Origin of the sequence: Cupriavidus pauculus, from assembly GCF_022179805.1 — a bacterium.
Classification (GTDB): Bacteria; Pseudomonadota; Gammaproteobacteria; order Burkholderiales; family Burkholderiaceae; genus Cupriavidus; species Cupriavidus pauculus_E.
The window spans coordinates 461,471-479,229 of record NZ_BPUO01000002.1 but is presented as its reverse complement, the minus strand read 5'-3'; the positions used below and the strand labels follow the sequence as shown (position 1 = coordinate 479,229).

Annotated in this window: 20 protein-coding genes and 1 other RNA gene; 14 read left to right on the top strand and 7 right to left on the bottom strand. The window is 64.3% G+C overall.

What is annotated here, in order from left to right; all coding sequences use genetic code 11:
- Window positions 1–56 precede the first annotated feature (56 nt).
- Window positions 57–887: a class II glutamine amidotransferase gene (locus MFF62_RS05820; protein ID WP_238261089.1), complete on the bottom strand. Its 831-nt coding sequence runs from the start codon at window positions 885–887 to the stop codon at window positions 57–59.
- A gap of 119 nt (window positions 888–1,006) precedes the next feature.
- Here MFF62_RS05820 and MFF62_RS05815 point away from each other — a divergent pair, with 119 nt between their 5' ends.
- The 5 genes from MFF62_RS05815 (at window position 1,007) to rnpB (ending at window position 5,602) form a co-directional block, all read left to right on the top strand.
- The gene (locus MFF62_RS05815; protein WP_238261087.1) at window positions 1,007–2,080 is read left to right on the top strand and encodes a tartrate dehydrogenase; all 1,074 of its coding nucleotides are present in this window, start codon (window positions 1,007–1,009) and stop codon (window positions 2,078–2,080) included.
- Window positions 2,077–3,375 (top strand): glycerate kinase type-2 family protein, encoded by a 1,299-nt coding sequence (locus MFF62_RS05810; protein WP_238261085.1) that lies wholly within the window; start codon window positions 2,077–2,079, stop codon window positions 3,373–3,375. The genes MFF62_RS05815 and MFF62_RS05810 overlap by 4 nt, the downstream gene beginning before the upstream one ends.
- A gap of 23 nt (window positions 3,376–3,398) precedes the next feature.
- Window positions 3,399–4,433, top strand: coding sequence for a dihydroorotase (pyrC, locus tag MFF62_RS05805; protein ID WP_238261084.1), 1,035 nt, complete (start codon window positions 3,399–3,401; stop codon window positions 4,431–4,433).
- Window positions 4,434–4,437: 4 nt separating this feature from the next.
- Window positions 4,438–5,223 (top strand): DUF3025 domain-containing protein, encoded by a 786-nt coding sequence (locus tag MFF62_RS05800; protein WP_238261082.1) that lies wholly within the window; start codon window positions 4,438–4,440, stop codon window positions 5,221–5,223.
- A 34-nt stretch (window positions 5,224–5,257) separates the two neighbouring features.
- Window positions 5,258–5,602, top strand: an RNA gene (gene rnpB, locus MFF62_RS05795) — RNase P RNA component class A.
- Between the two features lie 68 nt (window positions 5,603–5,670).
- Here rnpB and MFF62_RS05790 read toward each other — a convergent pair.
- Window positions 5,671–6,093, bottom strand: coding sequence for an OsmC family protein (locus MFF62_RS05790; protein WP_238261080.1), 423 nt, complete (start codon window positions 6,091–6,093; stop codon window positions 5,671–5,673).
- 749 nt (window positions 6,094–6,842) lie between these two features.
- Here MFF62_RS05790 and rplM point away from each other — a divergent pair.
- The 5 genes from rplM (at window position 6,843) to erpA (ending at window position 9,641) form a co-directional block, all read left to right on the top strand.
- On the top strand, window positions 6,843–7,271 hold the full coding sequence (gene rplM / locus MFF62_RS05785; RefSeq protein ID WP_238261078.1) for a 50S ribosomal protein L13: 429 nt from the start codon (window positions 6,843–6,845) through the stop codon (window positions 7,269–7,271).
- An 11-nt stretch (window positions 7,272–7,282) separates the two neighbouring features.
- On the top strand, window positions 7,283–7,675 hold the full coding sequence (gene rpsI, locus MFF62_RS05780; RefSeq protein ID WP_066739492.1) for a 30S ribosomal protein S9: 393 nt from the start codon (window positions 7,283–7,285) through the stop codon (window positions 7,673–7,675).
- A gap of 217 nt (window positions 7,676–7,892) precedes the next feature.
- On the top strand, window positions 7,893–8,648 hold the full coding sequence (locus MFF62_RS05775; protein ID WP_404990649.1) for a DUF6776 family protein: 756 nt from the start codon (window positions 7,893–7,895) through the stop codon (window positions 8,646–8,648).
- 24 nt (window positions 8,649–8,672) lie between these two features.
- Complete coding sequence (locus MFF62_RS05770) at window positions 8,673–9,173, top strand: bactofilin family protein (protein WP_238261074.1); 501 nt, start codon at window positions 8,673–8,675, stop codon at window positions 9,171–9,173.
- A gap of 99 nt (window positions 9,174–9,272) precedes the next feature.
- On the top strand, window positions 9,273–9,641 hold the full coding sequence (gene erpA, locus MFF62_RS05765) for an iron-sulfur cluster insertion protein ErpA (protein WP_238261072.1): 369 nt from the start codon (window positions 9,273–9,275) through the stop codon (window positions 9,639–9,641).
- A 73-nt stretch (window positions 9,642–9,714) separates the two neighbouring features.
- Here erpA and MFF62_RS05760 read toward each other — a convergent pair whose 3' ends face one another.
- Both MFF62_RS05760 and MFF62_RS05755 read right to left on the bottom strand, forming a co-directional pair.
- Complete coding sequence (locus MFF62_RS05760; RefSeq protein ID WP_238261070.1) at window positions 9,715–10,854, bottom strand: anhydro-N-acetylmuramic acid kinase; 1,140 nt, start codon at window positions 10,852–10,854, stop codon at window positions 9,715–9,717.
- A 3-nt stretch (window positions 10,855–10,857) separates the two neighbouring features.
- Window positions 10,858–12,252, bottom strand: coding sequence for a M23 family metallopeptidase (locus tag MFF62_RS05755; RefSeq protein ID WP_238261068.1), 1,395 nt, complete (start codon window positions 12,250–12,252; stop codon window positions 10,858–10,860).
- Window positions 12,253–12,491: 239 nt separating this feature from the next.
- On the opposite strand from MFF62_RS05755, the gene tyrS reads away from it, so the two are divergent.
- From tyrS to MFF62_RS05735, 4 genes are read left to right on the top strand one after another with little or no spacing between them, the layout of a single operon-like run.
- Complete coding sequence (gene tyrS / locus MFF62_RS05750; protein WP_238261067.1) at window positions 12,492–13,733, top strand: tyrosine--tRNA ligase; 1,242 nt, start codon at window positions 12,492–12,494, stop codon at window positions 13,731–13,733.
- 10 nt (window positions 13,734–13,743) lie between these two features.
- On the top strand, window positions 13,744–14,214 hold the full coding sequence (gene dtd, locus MFF62_RS05745; protein WP_238261065.1) for a D-aminoacyl-tRNA deacylase: 471 nt from the start codon (window positions 13,744–13,746) through the stop codon (window positions 14,212–14,214).
- A gap of 20 nt (window positions 14,215–14,234) precedes the next feature.
- On the top strand, window positions 14,235–14,882 hold the full coding sequence (locus MFF62_RS05740; protein ID WP_238261063.1) for a YbhB/YbcL family Raf kinase inhibitor-like protein: 648 nt from the start codon (window positions 14,235–14,237) through the stop codon (window positions 14,880–14,882).
- Between the two features lie 46 nt (window positions 14,883–14,928).
- The gene (locus MFF62_RS05735) at window positions 14,929–15,603 is read left to right on the top strand and encodes a histidine phosphatase family protein (RefSeq protein WP_238261062.1); all 675 of its coding nucleotides are present in this window, start codon (window positions 14,929–14,931) and stop codon (window positions 15,601–15,603) included.
- Between the two features lie 30 nt (window positions 15,604–15,633).
- On the opposite strand, the gene MFF62_RS05730 is transcribed toward MFF62_RS05735, so the two are convergent.
- From MFF62_RS05730 to MFF62_RS05720, 3 genes are all read right to left on the bottom strand, one after another.
- Window positions 15,634–16,368, bottom strand: coding sequence for a queuosine precursor transporter (locus MFF62_RS05730; protein ID WP_238261060.1), 735 nt, complete (start codon window positions 16,366–16,368; stop codon window positions 15,634–15,636).
- 136 nt (window positions 16,369–16,504) lie between these two features.
- Window positions 16,505–17,092: a BPSL1445 family SYLF domain-containing lipoprotein gene (locus tag MFF62_RS05725; protein ID WP_238261058.1), complete on the bottom strand. Its 588-nt coding sequence runs from the start codon at window positions 17,090–17,092 to the stop codon at window positions 16,505–16,507.
- A 64-nt stretch (window positions 17,093–17,156) separates the two neighbouring features.
- Complete coding sequence (locus MFF62_RS05720) at window positions 17,157–17,747, bottom strand: hypothetical protein (protein WP_238261056.1); 591 nt, start codon at window positions 17,745–17,747, stop codon at window positions 17,157–17,159.
- Window positions 17,748–17,759: the final 12 nt, after the last annotated feature.

Below are 17,759 nucleotides of genomic sequence, written 5' to 3'. Positions count from 1 at the left end.
GGCAGGGGCTTCAAAACCCGCCGGCCTTTTTCAATGCTCGTACGCTGAGTCTTCCCTCAAGTACAAGCCGTATTCGCCGCGTTCTTCGCCTGGACTTCCGGCGGAATTGGCACCGTCCACGTCATGGTCGGCCTGCCGTCCTCGAACATGATCAGCTCGCCCGGCGCAAACTGTGTCCAGGTTTCGTTATCCGTCAACGGCGCGGTAGCGATCACCGCCACGCGGTCGTCCGGTGTGGTGACCTGCGCGAAATCGATCGACAGGTCCGCGTCGATCAGATGGGCCTTCGAAAACGGCCATTGCCGCACGATGTAGTACAGCCGTGTCGAGCAATGCGCGAACAGCGCCTGTCCATTACATAGCAAGAAGTTGAAAACGCCGTGCAGCGTGATGTCGCGCGTGATGTCGGCCAGCGCGTGGCCCAGCTCGTTGAGCGGCGGCTGCGACCCCGGAAAACGCTTGCGCAAGCCCTGCATCAGCGTGCAGAACGCCAGTTCGCTGTCGGTATCGCCCACCGGCTGGTAGACCCCGGACAGGAATGGCGTGAATCCCTTCAAATCGCCGTTGTGGGCAAAGATCCAGTGCCGGCCCCACAGCTCGCGCATGAACGGGTGGCAATTCTCCAGCAGCACCGTGCCCTGGGTGGCCTTGCGGATATGCGAGATGACGTTCTTCGACTTGATCGGGTACCGCTTGATCAGTTCGGCCACCGGCGAGGTGCCGGCTGACTGGTTGTCGATGAACAGCCGGCAGGCCTTGTCCTCGAAGAACGCCACGCCGAAGCCGTCGGAGTGATGGTCTGTCACGCCGCCGCGGGCGGCGAAGCCGGTAAAGGAAAACGTCACGTCGGTCGGCGTGGCGCAGTTCATGCCTAGCAGCTGGCACATGGCGGGCACCGTACGGCAGGGGGCTGCCGCTTTGCAATAGAATGCGGACATTATCCTGCGCGTTCCCGGTGCTGCCAAGCCGGGCGCACGCGCCCCCCGCCACCTCGCCCTTCCCAGCCATGAGTCAATACAAGATCGCTGTCATTCCCGGAGACGGAATTGGAACGGAAGTGATGCCGGAAGGCATCCGTGTCATGGACGCCGCCGCGCGGCGCTTCGGCATCGACTTCCAGTGGGACCACTTCGACTTTTCCAGCTACGAATACTACGAGCGCCACGGCAAGATGCTGCCGGACGACTGGTTCGACACGCTGGTCAAGTACGACGCGATCTATTTTGGCGCGGTGGGCTGGCCGGCGAAGATTGCCGACCATGTATCGCTGTGGGGCTCGCTGCTGCAGTTCCGGAGGTCGTTCGACCAGTACGTGAACCTGCGCCCCGTGCGGCTGATGCCCGGCATCAAGAGCCCGCTGGCCGACCGCAAGCCCGGCGACATCGATTTCTACGTGGTGCGCGAGAACACCGAGGGCGAGTATTCCAGCATCGGCGGCCGCATGTTCCCGAACACGGACCGCGAAATTGTGGTGCAGGAAACGGTGATGAGCCGCCACGGCGTGGACCGCATCCTGAAATTCGCGTTCGAACTGGCCCAGAAACGGCCTAAGAAGCATCTCACGTCGGCCACCAAGTCCAACGGCATCTCGATCACGATGCCGTACTGGGACGAGCGCGTGGAGGCCATGGCGGCCAATTATCCCGGCCTGAAGGTAGACAAGTACCACATCGACATCCTGACCGCGCACTTCGTGCAGCATCCGGACTGGTTCGACGTGGTGGTGGCCAGCAACCTGTTTGGCGACATCCTGTCCGACCTGGGCCCGGCCTGCACGGGCACCATCGGCGTGGCGCCGTCGGGCAATATCAACCCGGACAAGGTGTATCCGAGCCTGTTCGAACCGGTGCACGGCTCGGCGCCCGATATCGCCGGCAAGGGCATCGCCAACCCCATCGGCCAGATCTGGTGCGGCGCGATGATGCTGGAACACCTGGGCCATCCCGAGGCGGGTGCGGCGGTGCTGCAGACCATCGAGAAGGTGCTGGCCGCCGGGCCGGGCCACGCGCCGCTGACGCGCGACATTGGCGGTACCGCCTCCACGGCCGATCTGGGCCAGGCTATCGCGGAGGCACTGTGAACTTCCAGGGCTGCCCTCGCACATTGCTGTTGGAAAGCTTTCGCGCGGCCGTGGCCGCCGCGGACCCGCTGGAAATCATCGCCAGCCACCTGCCGCCGCCGCATGCCGGCGGGCGCACCCTCGTGGTGGGCGCTGGCAAGGCCGCGGCGTCGATGGCGCTGGCCGTCGAGCGCGCCTATCAGGGCCGCGCCACGCTGGAAGGGGTGGTCGTCACGCGCTACGCGCATGGCTTGCCGACCGAACACATCCGCGTGATCGAGGCCGGCCACCCGGTGCCCGACGAGGCCGGCGAGCAGGCTGCCGCCGATATCCTGGCCCAGGTGCAGTCGCTGGGGCCCGAGGATCGGCTGATCGTGCTGGTGTCCGGCGGCGGGTCGAGCCTGCTGTCGCTGCCGGCCGAAGGCATCCCGATGGCCGACCTGAAGGCCACCACGCGCGAATTGCTGCGCTGCGGCGCGCCGATTACCGACATGAACATCGTGCGCAAGCACATCTCGCGCATCCAGGGCGGACGGCTGGCGCAGGCCAGCCGCGCGCCGGTGACCACGCTGATCGTGTCCGACGTGGCCGGCGACGACCCGAGCGCGATTGCGTCGGGTCCGACCGTGCCTGACCCCAGCACCTATGCCGACGCGCTGGCGATCCTCAAGCGCTTTGGCGCCGTGGTGCCCGACACCGTGCAGTCGCACCTGGAACGCGGCGCGCGTGGCGAGATCGCCGAAACGCCAAAGCCGGGCGATGCGTTGTTCGCCCGTGTGGACAATCGCATGATCGCCACGGCCCATGGCAGCCTGGAAGCCGCGGCCGCGCTGTTCCGGCGCCAGGGTATCCAGCCCGTGGTGCTGGGCGATACCGTGACCGGCGAGGCGCAGGAGGTGGCGCGCGTCTATGCGGCGCTGGTACGCGAGATTCGCAAGTACAATGCGCCGTTCTCCGCGCCGGTGGTGCTGATTTCGGGCGGTGAATGCACGGTCACATTGCCGAGCGGTGGCGCGGAACGCGCACGCGGCGGCCGGTGTTCGGAATTCCTGCTGTCGCTGGCGATCGAACTGGACGGCGCGGCCAATATCCAGGCGATTGCGGCCGATACCGATGGCATCGACGGGTCCGAGGACAACGCCGGCGCGCTGCTCGCGCCCGACTCACTGGCCCGGGCGGACGCAGCAGGTGTATCCGCGCGACAGCGGCTGGACGCGCACGATGCCTGGGGCTTCTTCGATGCCGTGGGCGACCTGGTCGTGACCGGCCCCACGCGCACCAATGTGAACGACTACCGCGCCATCCTGATTCTCTAAGTATCCAAGTAGTGCTTGTCCCCATGACCCAGAAGCTTACGATTACCCGCCCCGACGACTGGCATCTGCACGTGCGCGACGGCGCCGCGCTGTCGGCTGTGCTGCCCGATACCGCCCGCCAGTTCGCGCGCGCCATCATCATGCCGAACCTGAAGCCGCCCGTGACCACGGTGGCCCTGGCCAGCGCCTATCGCGACCGCATCCTGGCCGCGCTGCCGGCTGGTGTGGCGTTCGAGCCGCTGATGACGCTGTACCTGACCGACAATCTGCCGCCCGAAGAGATCGTCGCGGCCAAGGCCAGCGGTTTCGTGCACGCGGTGAAGCTGTATCCGGCCGGCGCCACCACGAACAGCGATGCCGGCGTGACCGACATCCGCCGCTGCGCTCCCACACTGGAAGCCATGCAGCGCGCCGGGCTGCCGCTGCTGGTGCACGGCGAAGTGACCGATGGCGACATCGACATCTTCGACCGTGAGGCCGTGTTCATCGAGCGCGTGATGAAGCCGCTGCGCCGCGATTTTCCGGAGCTGAAGGTCGTGTTCGAGCACATCACCACGCGCGACGCGGCGCAGTACGTGGCCGAGGCCGAAGGCCCGATCGCTGCCACCATCACGGCGCACCACCTGCTCTACAACCGCAACGCGATCTTCACGGGTGGCATTCGTCCGCATTACTACTGCCTGCCCGTGCTCAAGCGCGAAGTCCACCGCGACGCGCTGGTCAAGGCGGCCACGTCGGGCAGCGAGCGGTTCTTCCTGGGCACGGACAGCGCGCCCCATGCCAAGGGCCTGAAGGAACACGCCTGCGGCTGCGCGGGCTGCTACACGGCGCTGCACGCGATGGAACTGTATGCCGAGGCATTCGATGCCGCCGGCGCGCTGGACAAGCTCGAAGCGTTTTCCAGCTTCAATGGCCCGGCGTTCTACGGCCTACCGCGCAACACCGGCACGCTGACGCTGACGCGCGAGGACTGGCAACTGCCGGCCGAACTGCCGTACGGCGATACCACGCTGGTGCCGCTGCGCGCCGGAGAAACGCTGCGCTGGAAGGCGAGCTGAGCGTTTGCTGTCCGACATCGACTGGACGCGGCCGTGGTTCCGGCCGTTCGCCGCGTCGGCTCCGATGTTCCGCAGTGAAGCGTGGCGCGACGCGCTCAACCAGAGCGCCGCGCCACTGCGCAATGCCTCCGGCCTGCCGCTGCGTTTCGTACCGCAGGCCGAACTGGCCGAAGGTGTTGCCTACGAATCCCACATCCACGCCACGGGCCATGTGCCCACGCGCGACAATCTGCACGACGCGTTCAACGCGCTCGTCTGGCTGCATTTTCCCGAAACCAAGCGTCTGCTGAACCAGCTTCAAGCCAGCGCCATTGCGCGCGATGGCGTGGGCCGGGTGCGCGGGGGCCTGCGCGACGCCGCGACGCTGTTCGACGAGAACGCGCTGATCTTCATGACCCAGGATGCTTCGCTGGTCGATTCACTGCGCGGATTCGGCTGGCGCGAGTTGTTCGTCGCGCGGCGCGATGCCTGGCATGGCGCCTGTACCGTGATGCCGTTCGGCCATGCGCTGCTGGAGAAGCTGGTGCAACCGTACAAGTCGATCACGGCCCACGCCTGGTGGATCGACGCGGCGCCTGACACACCGGTCGAGCGGCTTGACGGGTTACTGGCCGAATCGCTAGCCAGCGCTGTGCAGGCCGGTCATTTCGCGGGAGGTCGCAGCTTCGCGCCGTTGCCGGTGATGGGCATCCCGGGCTGGTGTGACGATAACGCCGATTTCGCGTTCTACGACGATGTCACGGTGTTCCGGCCGGGGCGCCGGGCTATCGCGCCGGCAATCCAGGGCTGACCCGCGCGGTCATCGGTGATAGACTGCGGCCCGCAAAGCAGGCCAGACAATCGCTGCCTGTCCGCGCAAGCGGGCAGGGGGAGGAAAGTCCGGACTCCACAGGGCAGGGTGTTGGCTAACAGCCATCCACGGTAACGTGCGGAATAGGGCCACAGAGACGAGTCTTGCCGCCGGTTTCGACTGGCGGGAAGGGTGAAACGCGGTAACCTCCACCTGGAGCAATCCCAAATAGGCAGACGATGAAGCGGCCCGCCGAGTCTGCGGGTAGGGAGCTGGAGCCGGCCGGTAACGGTCGGCCTAGAGGAATGGTTGTCACGCGCCATGTGCCTGCAAGGGCGCGCGGTGTGCACAGAATCCGGCTTATCGGCCTGCTTTGCTCTATATACAAGAACGCCCGGCGCAATGCCGGGCGTTTTGCTTTTCACGTTGGCGCCGCGCGGCTCGCGCTCAGCCCTCGATGATCTCCGTCGTGTGCGTGATCTCGGCCGTCTTGGCCAGCATGATCGACGCCGAGCAGTACTTTTCGTGCGACAGCTCGATGGCGCGCTCCACCTTGGCGGGGTCCAGATTCTTGCCGGTCACCGTGAAGTGGAAGTTAATCTTCGTGAACACCTTGGGATCGGCATCAGCGCGCTCCGCTTCGAGCTTGACCGAGCAGCCGCGCACATCCTGGCGCCCGCGCTTCAGGATCAGCACCACGTCATAGGCCGTGCAGCCGCCGGTGCCCAGCAGGACCATTTCCATCGGACGCGGCGCGAGGTTGTTGCCGCCGCCATCGGGCGCGCCATCCATTGCCACCAGGTGTCCACTGCCGGTCTGGGCGATGAAGCTCATGCCTTCGGGGCCGCCCCATGTCACTTTGCATTCCATTTTTTTCGTTCCTCGGTACCTGTGTGTTTTTTCGCTCAAGCCAGCGCGTTCACGCGTCTTGCATTCCGCGAGTATATGGCAAGCACGCCATCGGCTCTGAGTATGGGGTTAACCCCTAAGAATCTGAAGGTTTCCTCTAGTGTGGCGTATCTGCACTGACAGAATAAAATGGTTAAGTCGTTGATAACAAAGAAAAAGCAAATTAATCGTGCGGTGTGTTCGCCATTTCACATTGTGGTTTGACATTTCGCAGTGCAAATTTTCTTGCATCCGGGAAATCCCTATGTATAATCCATTTCATCGAACGACGGCGCATGAACAGCGCGCCAGAGTGCGAAAGCGAAAGCTGGCAACAATGCCCTGATCGCCCTCCGCACCGCCCGCCATGACCGGCCCCGTCGATCGCCCAGTGTCTCCTCCACCCTCCTCCTTTGGTGGATTCAAACCCAAGTCCAAACTGACTTGGGTTTTTTTTCGCCGTTTGCAAGGATGCGCCATCCGGTGCGTGCGCAAAGCAGCGCTTCTTGCGCCGGCATGCCTGGACGGCTTGACGAAAAGCCACATCTTTGCTTGTGCGAAGTCGTCAACGCCCAGTATAATCGTCGGCTTTCCGGTCATTGCCCCCGGAAAAAGATTCAGGGAGAGCCTGCAAATACAAGCAGGAAGGCTAGGTCCAAAGGGCCGGCCGAGCGACAGGACGCTAAAACGGCGACCGTCAAACAGGGCAGTTTTCATACTCAGGAAAAATCATGAAGACCTTTTCCGCCAAGCCTGCAGAGGTAAAGCGCGACTGGTACGTGATTGACGCGACGGACAAAGTCCTCGGCCGTGTTGCCAGCGAAGTGGCACGCCGACTGCGCGGCAAGCACAAGCCGGAATTTACTCCTCACGTCGACACCGGTGATTTCATCATCATCGTCAATGCAGCCAAACTGCGCGTGACGGGTACCAAGGAACAGGACAAGAAGTACTACCGCCATTCGGGCTACCCGGGCGGTATCTACGAAACGACGTTCGGCAAGATGCAGCAGCGTTTCCCGGGCCGTGCCCTGGAAAAGGCTGTCAAGGGCATGCTGCCGAAGGGTCCGCTGGGCTACGCGATGATCAAGAAGCTGAAGGTTTATGCCGAAGGCGAGCATCCGCATAGCGCACAGCAGCCCAAGGTGCTGGATATCTAAGGGGGCCATCCATGATCGGTAATTGGAATTACGGTACTGGCCGCCGCAAGAGCGCCGTGGCACGTGTCTTCATCAAGTCGGGCAAGGGCGACATCATCGTCAATGGCAAGCCCATCAAAGAGTATTTCGCTCGCGAAACCTCGCTGATGATCGTGCGCCAGCCGCTGGAACTGACTGCTCACGCTGAAACGTTCGACATCAAGGTCAACGTGACCGGCGGTGGCGAAACCGGCCAGGCCGGTGCTGTTCGCCACGGCATCACCCGCGCCCTGATCGACTACGATGCAACGCTGAAGTCGGCCCTGTCGAAGGCAGGCTACGTGACGCGTGATGCTCGTGAAGTTGAACGTAAGAAGGTCGGTCTGCACAAGGCACGTCGCCGGAAGCAGTTCTCGAAGCGTTAATTCGCTTTTGCCAGACCTTGGCCTTGGTCAGGGTGGGCAAGCCAAAAAGCCGCACGATTCGTCGTGCGGCTTTTTTTTCGTCTGCAGATTCGCACAGGAATCGTAGCAATCCCGGCGCATACTTGCCATTTCTTACACTTTTCATTCGCGCGCAGATTGTGCGGCGATACAATCACGGGCCTGCGAAACAGGGGGGCCTGACGATGGGGCTGAGGTAATGGGGCTAAAGTACCGCCCGCTGCGACCGTGCCGAGGGCTGCGTTCGACTTCGGCCATTGTTCGTGTGCGCCGGCCGTGGCGAATCTGGCTGGGTACGGCGGTCGCTCTGGTCCTCGTCGGTACGCTGGGTGGGATGCTGGCCTACAAGGCGGGGCTCGCCATGGCGACACCGCGTGCCGGCGATACCGAATTGCTCGCGGCCCACACGGTATTGCGTCAGCAACTCGCCGAAGTGTCGGCCGAACGCGATAGCTTCCGGCAGAGTGCCAATACGGCGGAGGCACAGTTGCAAATGGCCCGGGCCGCGCATGAAAGAATGGCCGAGCAGGTGAAGTCGGCCGAGGCCGAGGTGGCGCAACTGAAGGAGGATCTTGGCTTCTTCGAGTCGCTGCTGCCGGCCACCGGTGATACGACAGGCATCCATGTGCGCAGCTTCCGCGTGGCACTGGACGAGACGCAGCCCCGGGCGATGCACTATCGGCTGCTGGTCATGCAGGGCGGATCGAGGGCATTTGTTCAGCAGGCCGAGTTCAAAGGCGAACTGCAGTTCACAATTTTGGCGAATCGACGTGGGAAGCCGTTAACGTTGGTGTTGCCGCAGTCGGGTGATGCGCCGCTGCCGGGCATCCGGCTGACGCACTACCAACGCATCGAGGGTGACCTAGCGATTCCGCAAGACGCTGAAATCCGGGCGGTATCGGTCAGCATCGTGCAGAACGGCCAAACTAGGGCGACGCAGAGCGCGACACCGTAGTACTTGCAACAAAGGGGGTAAAAGATGCTGTTTTCGAAGAAGAAAGGCCTATCCATCGACACGTTGGTCGGTCAGCACGCCATCATCGAAGGTGATGTGTCGTTTGCGGGCGGTCTGCGCCTGGACGGTCGCGTGCGCGGTAATGTCGTGGCCACCGAAGGCAAGTCGAGCATGCTCGTCATCAGCGAAAAAGGCGTGGTGGAGGGCGAAGTGCGCGTGGATCATCTGATCCTGAACGGCACGGTAACCGGCCCGGTCCACGCCGCCGAACTGCTCGAATTGCAGCCCAATGCCCGCGTGTATGGCGAAGTGCGTTATGCGGCGCTGGAGATGCATCAGGGTGCCATCGTCGAAGGCCGGCTGGTGCCGCTGGTGCAGTCCGAAGTCCGGGCGCTGCCGAACCATATGCCCGCCGCCGAGCCCAAGGAAGAGCAGGAAGCACGCGCCGGAGACAAATCCGAGGCGGCGTCGGACACCGACGCTGCGGACGACAAGGCACCCGACGGCGAGCGCGTGCCGGCCTGATGTGGCGCAAACGTCCAGAGCCCCTTGAAAACACAAGGTTTCGGCACGATTTCTGAGTAGCGCTTAGAATACGGGCGTATCTAACCAGGAGAATTCCCCATGAACGCAGTCGCAGAGGCACCCGTTACCGAGGACGTGCCGGCACCGTTCGTCTTTACCGATAGCGCGGCCGACAAGGTCAAGCAGTTGATCGAGGAAGAGGGCAATGCCGAACTGAAGCTGCGCGTGTTCGTGCAGGGCGGCGGTTGCTCCGGCTTCCAGTACGGTTTTACGTTCGATGAAGACGTCAATGAAGATGACACCACGCTGATCAAGAACGGTGTCAAGCTGCTGATCGACTCGATGAGCTACCAGTACCTGGTAGGCGCCGAGATCGATTACAAGGAAGACATCAACGGCGCCCAGTTCGTGATCAAAAACCCGAATGCCTCGACCACTTGTGGTTGCGGCTCGTCGTTCTCGGTCTGAACGCCCGGTCTTGCCCAGCAAAAAAGCGCACCGTCAGGTGCGCTTTTTTTATGTCCGATCGCCGAGGCGGCGCTCAGCGCGGATAAATGGCACCCAGCACGCGCGGACCCGCCGCGCCTGTTACCGTCGGCACGTTGCCCGGCGCGCGCCGCATGCATTGCCGTGCCAGCCATGCGAACGCAATGGCTTCCACCTGTGTCACTGGCACACCAAAGTCCGCCGTCGTTTGTACCGCGACGCCGGGCAGCAACTGGCCCAGCGCCTGCATCACGTAGTCATTGCTGGCACCACCGCCGCAAACGATCAGCCGGCTCGCATTCCCCGCATAAGCCAACACATCGCGCGCAATGGCCGTGGCGGTCAGCGTGGCAAGCGTGGCCTGCACGTCGGCGGGCTTCGGCTGTTGCGGCAGGCTATCCAGCACACCTTGCAGCCACGCCGGATGGAACAGGTCGCGGCCCGTGCTTTTCGGCGGCGCCGCGCGGAAATACGGTTCGGTCAGCAGGCGTTCAAGCAGGTCCGCGTCGACGCGCCCGCTGGCGCCCCAGGCGCCCCGGTCATCGTAAGCCGCGCCCTGATGGCGATGGACCCAATGGTCGAGCAGTGCATTGCCCGGACCGCAGTCGAATCCCGTGACAGATCGGCCGGTATTGGCAGCCGGCAAGATGCTGATATTGGAGATGCCGCCGATATTGCAGACCACGCGTGTTTCATCGCGCGCCCCGAACAGCGCGGCATGCACGGCCGGTACCAGCGGCGCACCTTGGCCACCCGCCGCGATATCGCGGCTGCGGAAGTCCGCCACCACGTCGATGTCGGTCAGTTCGGCCAGTAGCGCGGGATGCTGGGTCTGTCGCGTGTAGCCGATGCCGTCGTAGAGTCCCGGGCGATGACGAATGGTCTGCCCGTGCGCGCCGATAGCCGTTACGTGTCCCGGCGCGATATCGGCCTGCCGTAACAGTTCGGCCACGCATTCCGCATAGACGCGAGCCAGTTCATTGGCGGCCACGGCCTCGCGGTGGATCTCGTCGTCACCGGGCTGCTGCAGCGCGCCGAAAGCCTCGCGCAAGGCGGCGGGGAAAGGGGTGTGGGCGGCGGCCAGTACCTCGGGCCGCGCACCGGAGAAATCCACCAGCACGCCATCGGCGCCGTCCATGCTGGTCCCCGACATCAGGCCGACAAAACACTCGGTGGGCATCGGGGCCATGGACATGAATCAGTTGCTGGCGGTCAGGACGTTGTAGGTGCGCAGCATGTTGATACGGCTCAGCATGGCGCTTGTATAGCTCAGGAATTCCGAGCGCGATTTGCCGGTCAGCGTTGGCGCTTCCATCAAGGTCGTCGTCAGCGGATTCTGCGGCTGGTCGTTGTAGCGGAATTCGTAGTGCAGGTGCGGCCCGGTGGCCCAGCCCGTCGAACCCACGTAGCCGATCACCTGGCCCTGGTTTACGCGCTGGCCTTCACGGATACTCGCAAAGCCGGACAGATGGGCGTAGTACGTGGAATACCCGCCCGCGTGCTGCAGCACGATGATGTTGCCGTAGCCGTTCTGCTGGCCGACAAAGTCGACCGTGGCGTCGCCGGTGGCAAACACCTTGGTGCCCTGGGGCGCGGCAAAGTCCACGCCCTTGTGCTGGGCCCACTTGTGATGCAGCGGATGATCGCGGCCGCCAAAGCCCGACGACACGCGCGAGAACTCCACCGGCGACCGCAGGAACGGACGCTTCATGGTGCGGCCGTCGAACGTGTAGTACGCGCCCGGCTCGCCATCTTCGGGCGCATACCAGAGCGCCTGGTACAGCGTGCTGCGGTTGATCAGTTCGATCGCCACCACGCGGCCGTTGCGCACGAAGGCGCCGTCGCGGAAGCCCGCTTCGTAGACGATGCGGAAGCGGTCGCCCTTGGCGATGTCGTGGTGGAAGTCGATGACGCCCGAAAAGATCGAGATCATCTGGCTGACCACCTCGTCCGGCACGTTGGCCACGTCCATCGACTTGAAGAAACCCGTGCTGTCGATGGCACCCGATGCCATCTCGTAGTGCAGGTCGTTGTCGACCGTGGCGATGCGGGCCTTGTACGTGTAGTCGCCGCCGTCCTTCACCGGCGCCACGCGCTCGATCACGAGCTCGCGCGACGACGTGGCGTCGCCACCCAGGTTGGCCTGCAGTGAAACCAGCAGGTTGCTGTCGTCGATCTCGGCCTGCACGGCCTGGCCTGGGTTCAGGTTGAACAGGCCGCGCGCGGTGGGATTCTTGAGGATAAAGGACTGGGCGTCGGGATCTTCCACGCCCAGGCGGCGCAGCAGCGTGGCGATGGTATCGCCGCGCTGCATGCGTTCCTGCCGGACGTAGACGGCGCCGTCGTCGACCTCGGTTAACTGTTCGAGCTGCTCGTGCACATCGGGCATGCGCAGCGACTGCTGCACGCGCGGGGCGAGCGGATCATCGTAGGCGTTGCGGGGAGCAACGCCCATCGCGGCCGCCATGCCAAGCGTGAAGACCGTGCCGACGGCAACGGTCAACTGCTTGCGGCGACGCGTATGCTGGGGATTCAAAGGGTCAACAAGGACCACCAGCTCACGCGCGAAAACTTCGCGGAGACTAGACCACATCACGTAGAATTCAAGCTTTCGGTATTGCCAGGGCCGCTGCCGCGACGATATCTCTCGTCTGCCTTCCTCCCCCGAGGTGCGGTGCGGGCGTTTGTATGGTCCGCCAAACAATCATGGCGGCCTGCGCTCAAGACGGCGGGTTGCAGACGTAGGAATTCGTCTGACACAAGGCGCAGATTATACCAGAACGACTTTGGTCGTCCGTAGCATTTTCCTTATAGATTTCAAAGACTTACGCCATGAGTGAAGTGTCCTCGTCCGCCGCGCCCAATTATCCACTTACGCCGTCGGTGATGCGCGCCCTTGAGATCACCAAGCGTGGCTGCGACGAACTTCTGGTCGAATCCGAGTGGCTCCAGAAGCTCGCGCGCAGCGAAGCGACCGGTGTGCCACTGCGCATCAAGCTGGGCCTGGACCCGACCGCGCCCGACATCCACCTGGGCCATACCGTGGTGCTGAACAAGCTGCGCCAACTCCAGGACCTTGGCCACCAGGTGATCTTCCTGATCGGCGATTTCACGTCGACCATCGGCGATCCGTCGGGCCGCAATTCCACGCGTCCGCCGCTCACGCGCGAGCAGATCGAGCAGAACGCGCAGACCTACTACAAGCAGGCGAGCCTGGTGCTGGATCCGGCGAAGACCGAAATCCGCTACAACAGCGAGTGGTGCGACCCGCTCGGCGCGCGCGGCATGATCCAGCTGGCCGCCAAGTACACGGTCGCCCGCATGATGGAGCGCGACGACTTCACCAAGCGGTTCCGGTCTGGGATTCCGATTTCGGTCCATGAGTTCCTTTATCCACTCATGCAGGGCTACGATTCGGTCGCGCTGAAGTCCGACCTGGAGCTTGGCGGCACCGACCAGAAGTTCAACCTGCTGGTGGGCCGTGAACTGCAGAAGGAATACGGCCAGGAGTCGCAGTGCATCCTGACCATGCCGCTGCTGGTGGGGCTGGACGGCGTCGAGAAGATGTCGAAGTCCAAGAACAACTACATCGGCGTGACCGAGGCCCCGAACGACATGTTCGGCAAGCTCATGAGCATCTCGGACGACCTGATGTGGCAGTACTTCACGCTGCTGTCGTTCCGCCCGATCAGCGAGATCGACCTGATGAAGCAGGAGATCGCTGCCGGACGCAATCCGCGCGACTGCAAGGTGCTGCTAGCCCAGGAGATCGTGGCGCGCTTCCACGACCAGGCCGCGGCCGAGGCTGCGCTGGAGGCGTTCAACCACCGCGCGAAGGGCGGCATTCCCGACGATATCCCGGCCGTGAGCCTGGAAGGCGCGCCGCTTGGCATCGCGCAACTGCTCAAGCAGGCCAACCTGGTCCCGTCGACGTCCGAAGCCACGCGCAACATCGAGCAGGGCGGCGTGAAGATCGACGGCGAACCGGTTGCCGACAAGGCGCTCAAGGTAGCCGCCGGCACGTACGTCGTGCAGGTTGGCAAGCGCCGCTTCGCGCGCGTGACGCTGTCCTGACGCTTCCGCGATGATTGCCCTGATCCAGCGCGTATCGCAGGCCCGCGTGACCGTGGACGGCCGCACTACCGGCGAGATTGGCGCCGGCCTGCTGGCGCTGGTCTGCGCCGAACGCGGCGATGCCGAGGCGCAGGCCGAACGGCTGCTGTCCAAGCTGCTGGCTTACCGCGTGTTTTCCGACGCGGACGGCAAGATGAACCTGCCGGTACAGAACATGGACGGGCAGGGCACGGCGGGCGGGCTGCTCGTGGTGTCGCAGTTCACGCTGGCCGCCGACACCAACAGCGGTACGCGCCCCAGCTTCACGCCGGCGGCCTCGCCCGAGGACGGCCGCCGTCTCTATGATCATTTCGTGACCCGCGCCCGCGCCGCACACCCGTCGGTCCAGACCGGCGAGTTCGGCGCCATGATGCAGGTCAGCCTGACCAACGATGGTCCCGTGACGTTCTGGCTGCGCGTGCCGCCTGCCGGCACTGCGTGACCGAGTCGAAGGAGATGTCCATGAAACTCTGGAGCAAGGCTTTTGCCGACAACGCACCGATTCCTGGCGAGTTTGCTTTCTGCGTGCCCGATGCGGCCAGCCACATCACGCTGTCCACCAACCGGAATCCGGACCTCCACTGGGACGACGTGCCCGCTGGTACGCGCTCGTTCGTGCTGATCTGCCACGAATGCGACGTGCCCAGCCAGCTCGACGACGTGAACCAGGAAGGGCGCGAGATTCCCGCGTCCATGCCCCGCGTGGAGTTCTTCCACTGGGTGCTGGTGGATATTCCGCCGGGCCTGAATACGATCTCGGCCGGCACCCATAGCGATGGCGTGATCGCGCGCGGCAAGCCCGGCCCCGAGGCGCTGGTGGGCACGGCCACGGCCGGCGGCCTGCGCCATGGGCTGAACGACTACACCGGCTGGTTCGCCAACGATGCGGACATGAAGGGCGATTACTTCGGCTACGACGGCCCGTGCCCGCCGTGGAACGACACCATCCCGCACCGCTATGTGTTCACCGTGTACGCGCTCGATATCGACCGGGTGCCGGTCGAGGGCAAGTTCACCGGCACCGAAGTGCGCCGCGCGATCGAAGGCCATGTGCTGGCACAGGCCAGCTACACCGGCACCTACGCGCTGAATCCGAAACTGGCGAAGTAAGCGCCAGACCAGATCCGCCAAAATCCGTCGCCCCAAGGAAAACGGCATGTTGCAAAGCTCCGGCCCGCAGTCGCTGGCCTACACCCACCTGATCGTGATTCGCCATGGCGAGACGGCCTGGAACCGCGAACGGCGGCTCCAGGGCCAGATCGACATCCCGCTCAATGACACCGGCGAGGCCCAGGCCCGTGCGCTGGCGGAGGCCCTGACCGGCGAGCCGATCGACGCGGTGTACTCCAGCGACCTCGGCCGTGCCATGCAGACGGCCGCGCCGCTGGCGCAGGCGCTGGGTTTGCAGGTACGCCCCGAGCGGCGCCTGCGCGAGCGCTGCTATGGCGACCTGGAACGCATGACGTACGCCGAAGTGGCCGAAAAGCGCCCCGAGGATTTCGCACGCTGGCAGGCGCGCGTTCCGGACTACGCGCCGCCGGGGGGTGAGTCGCTGCGCGAATTCCATGAGCGGGCGGTGGAGATTGCGTTGTCGCTGTCGCGGCGGCATCCGGGCGAGCGCATCGCACTGGTGGCGCACGGTGGCGTGCTCGACTGCCTGTATCGCGAGGCCACCGGCATGACGCTGGAGGCGCCGCGCACGCACGAGCTGCTCAATGCCAGTATCAACCGCCTGCGTTGCGACAGCGCCAACCTGACGCTGCTGCAATGGGCTGACGTCGGCCACCTGGAAGCGCTGACGCTGGACGAGGTGGACCGCCGCGTCCCTTGACCTTCCGAGCCCCGGGCCTCTCCCGGGGCCTCAGACCCGCAGCCGGAACGGCGTGAAGTTCGTGTTCCGGTCGTACCAGTCCTCGTTCTCCGCGCGTTTCAGAAACGCCACCACCTTGTAGGTCACGGGGGTCATCACGACCTCCCAGCTGGTCTTCAGCACATACTGTGCAATGGCCACCTGGATGACCTTTTCCAGCGGCCAGATCCCGTAGAACGCAATCACGTAGAACAGCGACGAGTCGACCAGTTCGCCAGCCAGCGTCGAGCCGATCGTGCGCGTCCACAGCCAGCGCCCGCCGGTCCAGAGCTTCATCTTCGCCAGCGTGTAGCTGTTGGTGAAGCTGCCGCAGCAGAACGCGATCAGCGAACCCAGGGCGATACGCCAGGTGTTGCCGAATACGTCCTCCAGGCTCTTCTGGTAGTCCACCATGAACGGCGCCACCGGCATGCGCAGCACGACGAAGGCCATGAACGTGGCAAACCCCAGCGCGGCAAAGCCGGCCCAGACCACGCGCCGGTCCCGGCCGTAGCCATAGACCTCGGTCAGGATGTCGCCAAAGATGTACGACACCGGGAAGAACAGCACTCCCGCGCCAAACGTGACCGGGCCGATGACCGGTAGCGTAACCTGCGCGGCCTTGGCGGCGCCAATCAGGTTCGAGCACAGCAGAACCGTGACGAAGGCGACCATCACCAGGTCGTAATAGCGATAGACGCGTCCGCTTTGGCCGGACGTCGTGGAGGCTGCGAGGGGTTCGTGCATGGGTGGCATCCGGGGGCGCGGGCGACGGGGCGTGATTCGCGCGATTATGCCAGTGACGCCACCTGTACGTGGCGCGCACGAAAAAAAGCCCGGCCAGGGCCGGGCTTCCTCCATTTGCAGCCGACAGTCCGCAGTGCTAGATGTCGAGCTTGCTGATCTTCGCGCCGTTCAGCGAGACGTCGACCATCGCGCCAGCGTTGGTCTGCACGAAGGCGATCACGGGCTGCTGCATCGTGACCGTGTCGATCGTGCCGTTGGCGCCAATCTTGGCCAGCGCCACGCTGGCATCGGCGCCGACCGTCCAGCCCTTCGACTGCACGAACTTCTGATAGGCATCGGGCGTCATGAACATGATGATGACCGAGCGCGACTGGCCACCCGCCGTCAGGCCGATCGAGCCGGCGATGGTGCGGTAGTAGCCCTGCGCGGCGCCCTTGCTGCGCAGCACGCCATCGCCGTATTCCCCGCCGATCACCAGGCCGCCGGACAGCACGCGCGGGAAGATCAGGATGCCCTGTGCGCGATTGCCCAGGTCCTGCGCGCTCTTCACTGACGAATAGAGGCGGTTCAGTGCGCCATCGGCGCCCGCATCGATTTCCCGGCGCTGGGCAGCGGCATCGCTACCTGCGCTAGTGCCTGTCGTGGTGCAGCCGGCGGCAAACGCCGCCGTGGCGACCAGCAGACCCGACCCGGCCACCCGGGTCACAAACTGACGTCGATCCATTTGTTGTTCTCCTGATGGGGAAACGTACTGCGTCAGAGGCGGTGCGGCTTGCGTGCCGCGCCGATCAGCCTGCGCTCGGTGCCTTGACCGTAATCGCCACGACTTCCTTGATCACGAACTTGGCCATCTGGCCCTTCTTGATGGCGGCCAGATCGATGTTCGGATCCTGAACCTTCACGGTGCGCAGGGTTTCGCGCGGGCCGCGGAACGTGACCGTGCGCTTGGTCACGTCCACATTGGTGATCTGGGCGGTGATGGTGGTGGTGATCTCGCGCATCACGCCGGGCTTGCCGCCTTCGGCCGCGCGCGACACGCGCTCCACCTGCTCCATGAGCGCGGTGTCCTTGCTGCCGATGGGTTCCAGCCCGGCCACCACGGCGGCACCGCGCGTCAACGTGACGATGTCGCCCTTCTTCACATTGCCGATGTTTTTGGCCTCGTCGCCGGCCACGATCTCCACCAGGTTGCCGCGCGGGCCCTGGACGAGCACGGCCTTGGTATCCGGATTGACTTCGATCACCTTGCCGCTGACCACGGCTTCCTCGGCGACGCCGATGGGCGCAGGCGTGGACGGCTTCTGCGCCTGGGCCGCGCCCGCCCAGGCGAACATCAGGCAGGCGGCGACGGAAAGGGAATGCTTGGCTCGGAGTTTCATGACTGTCCTTAT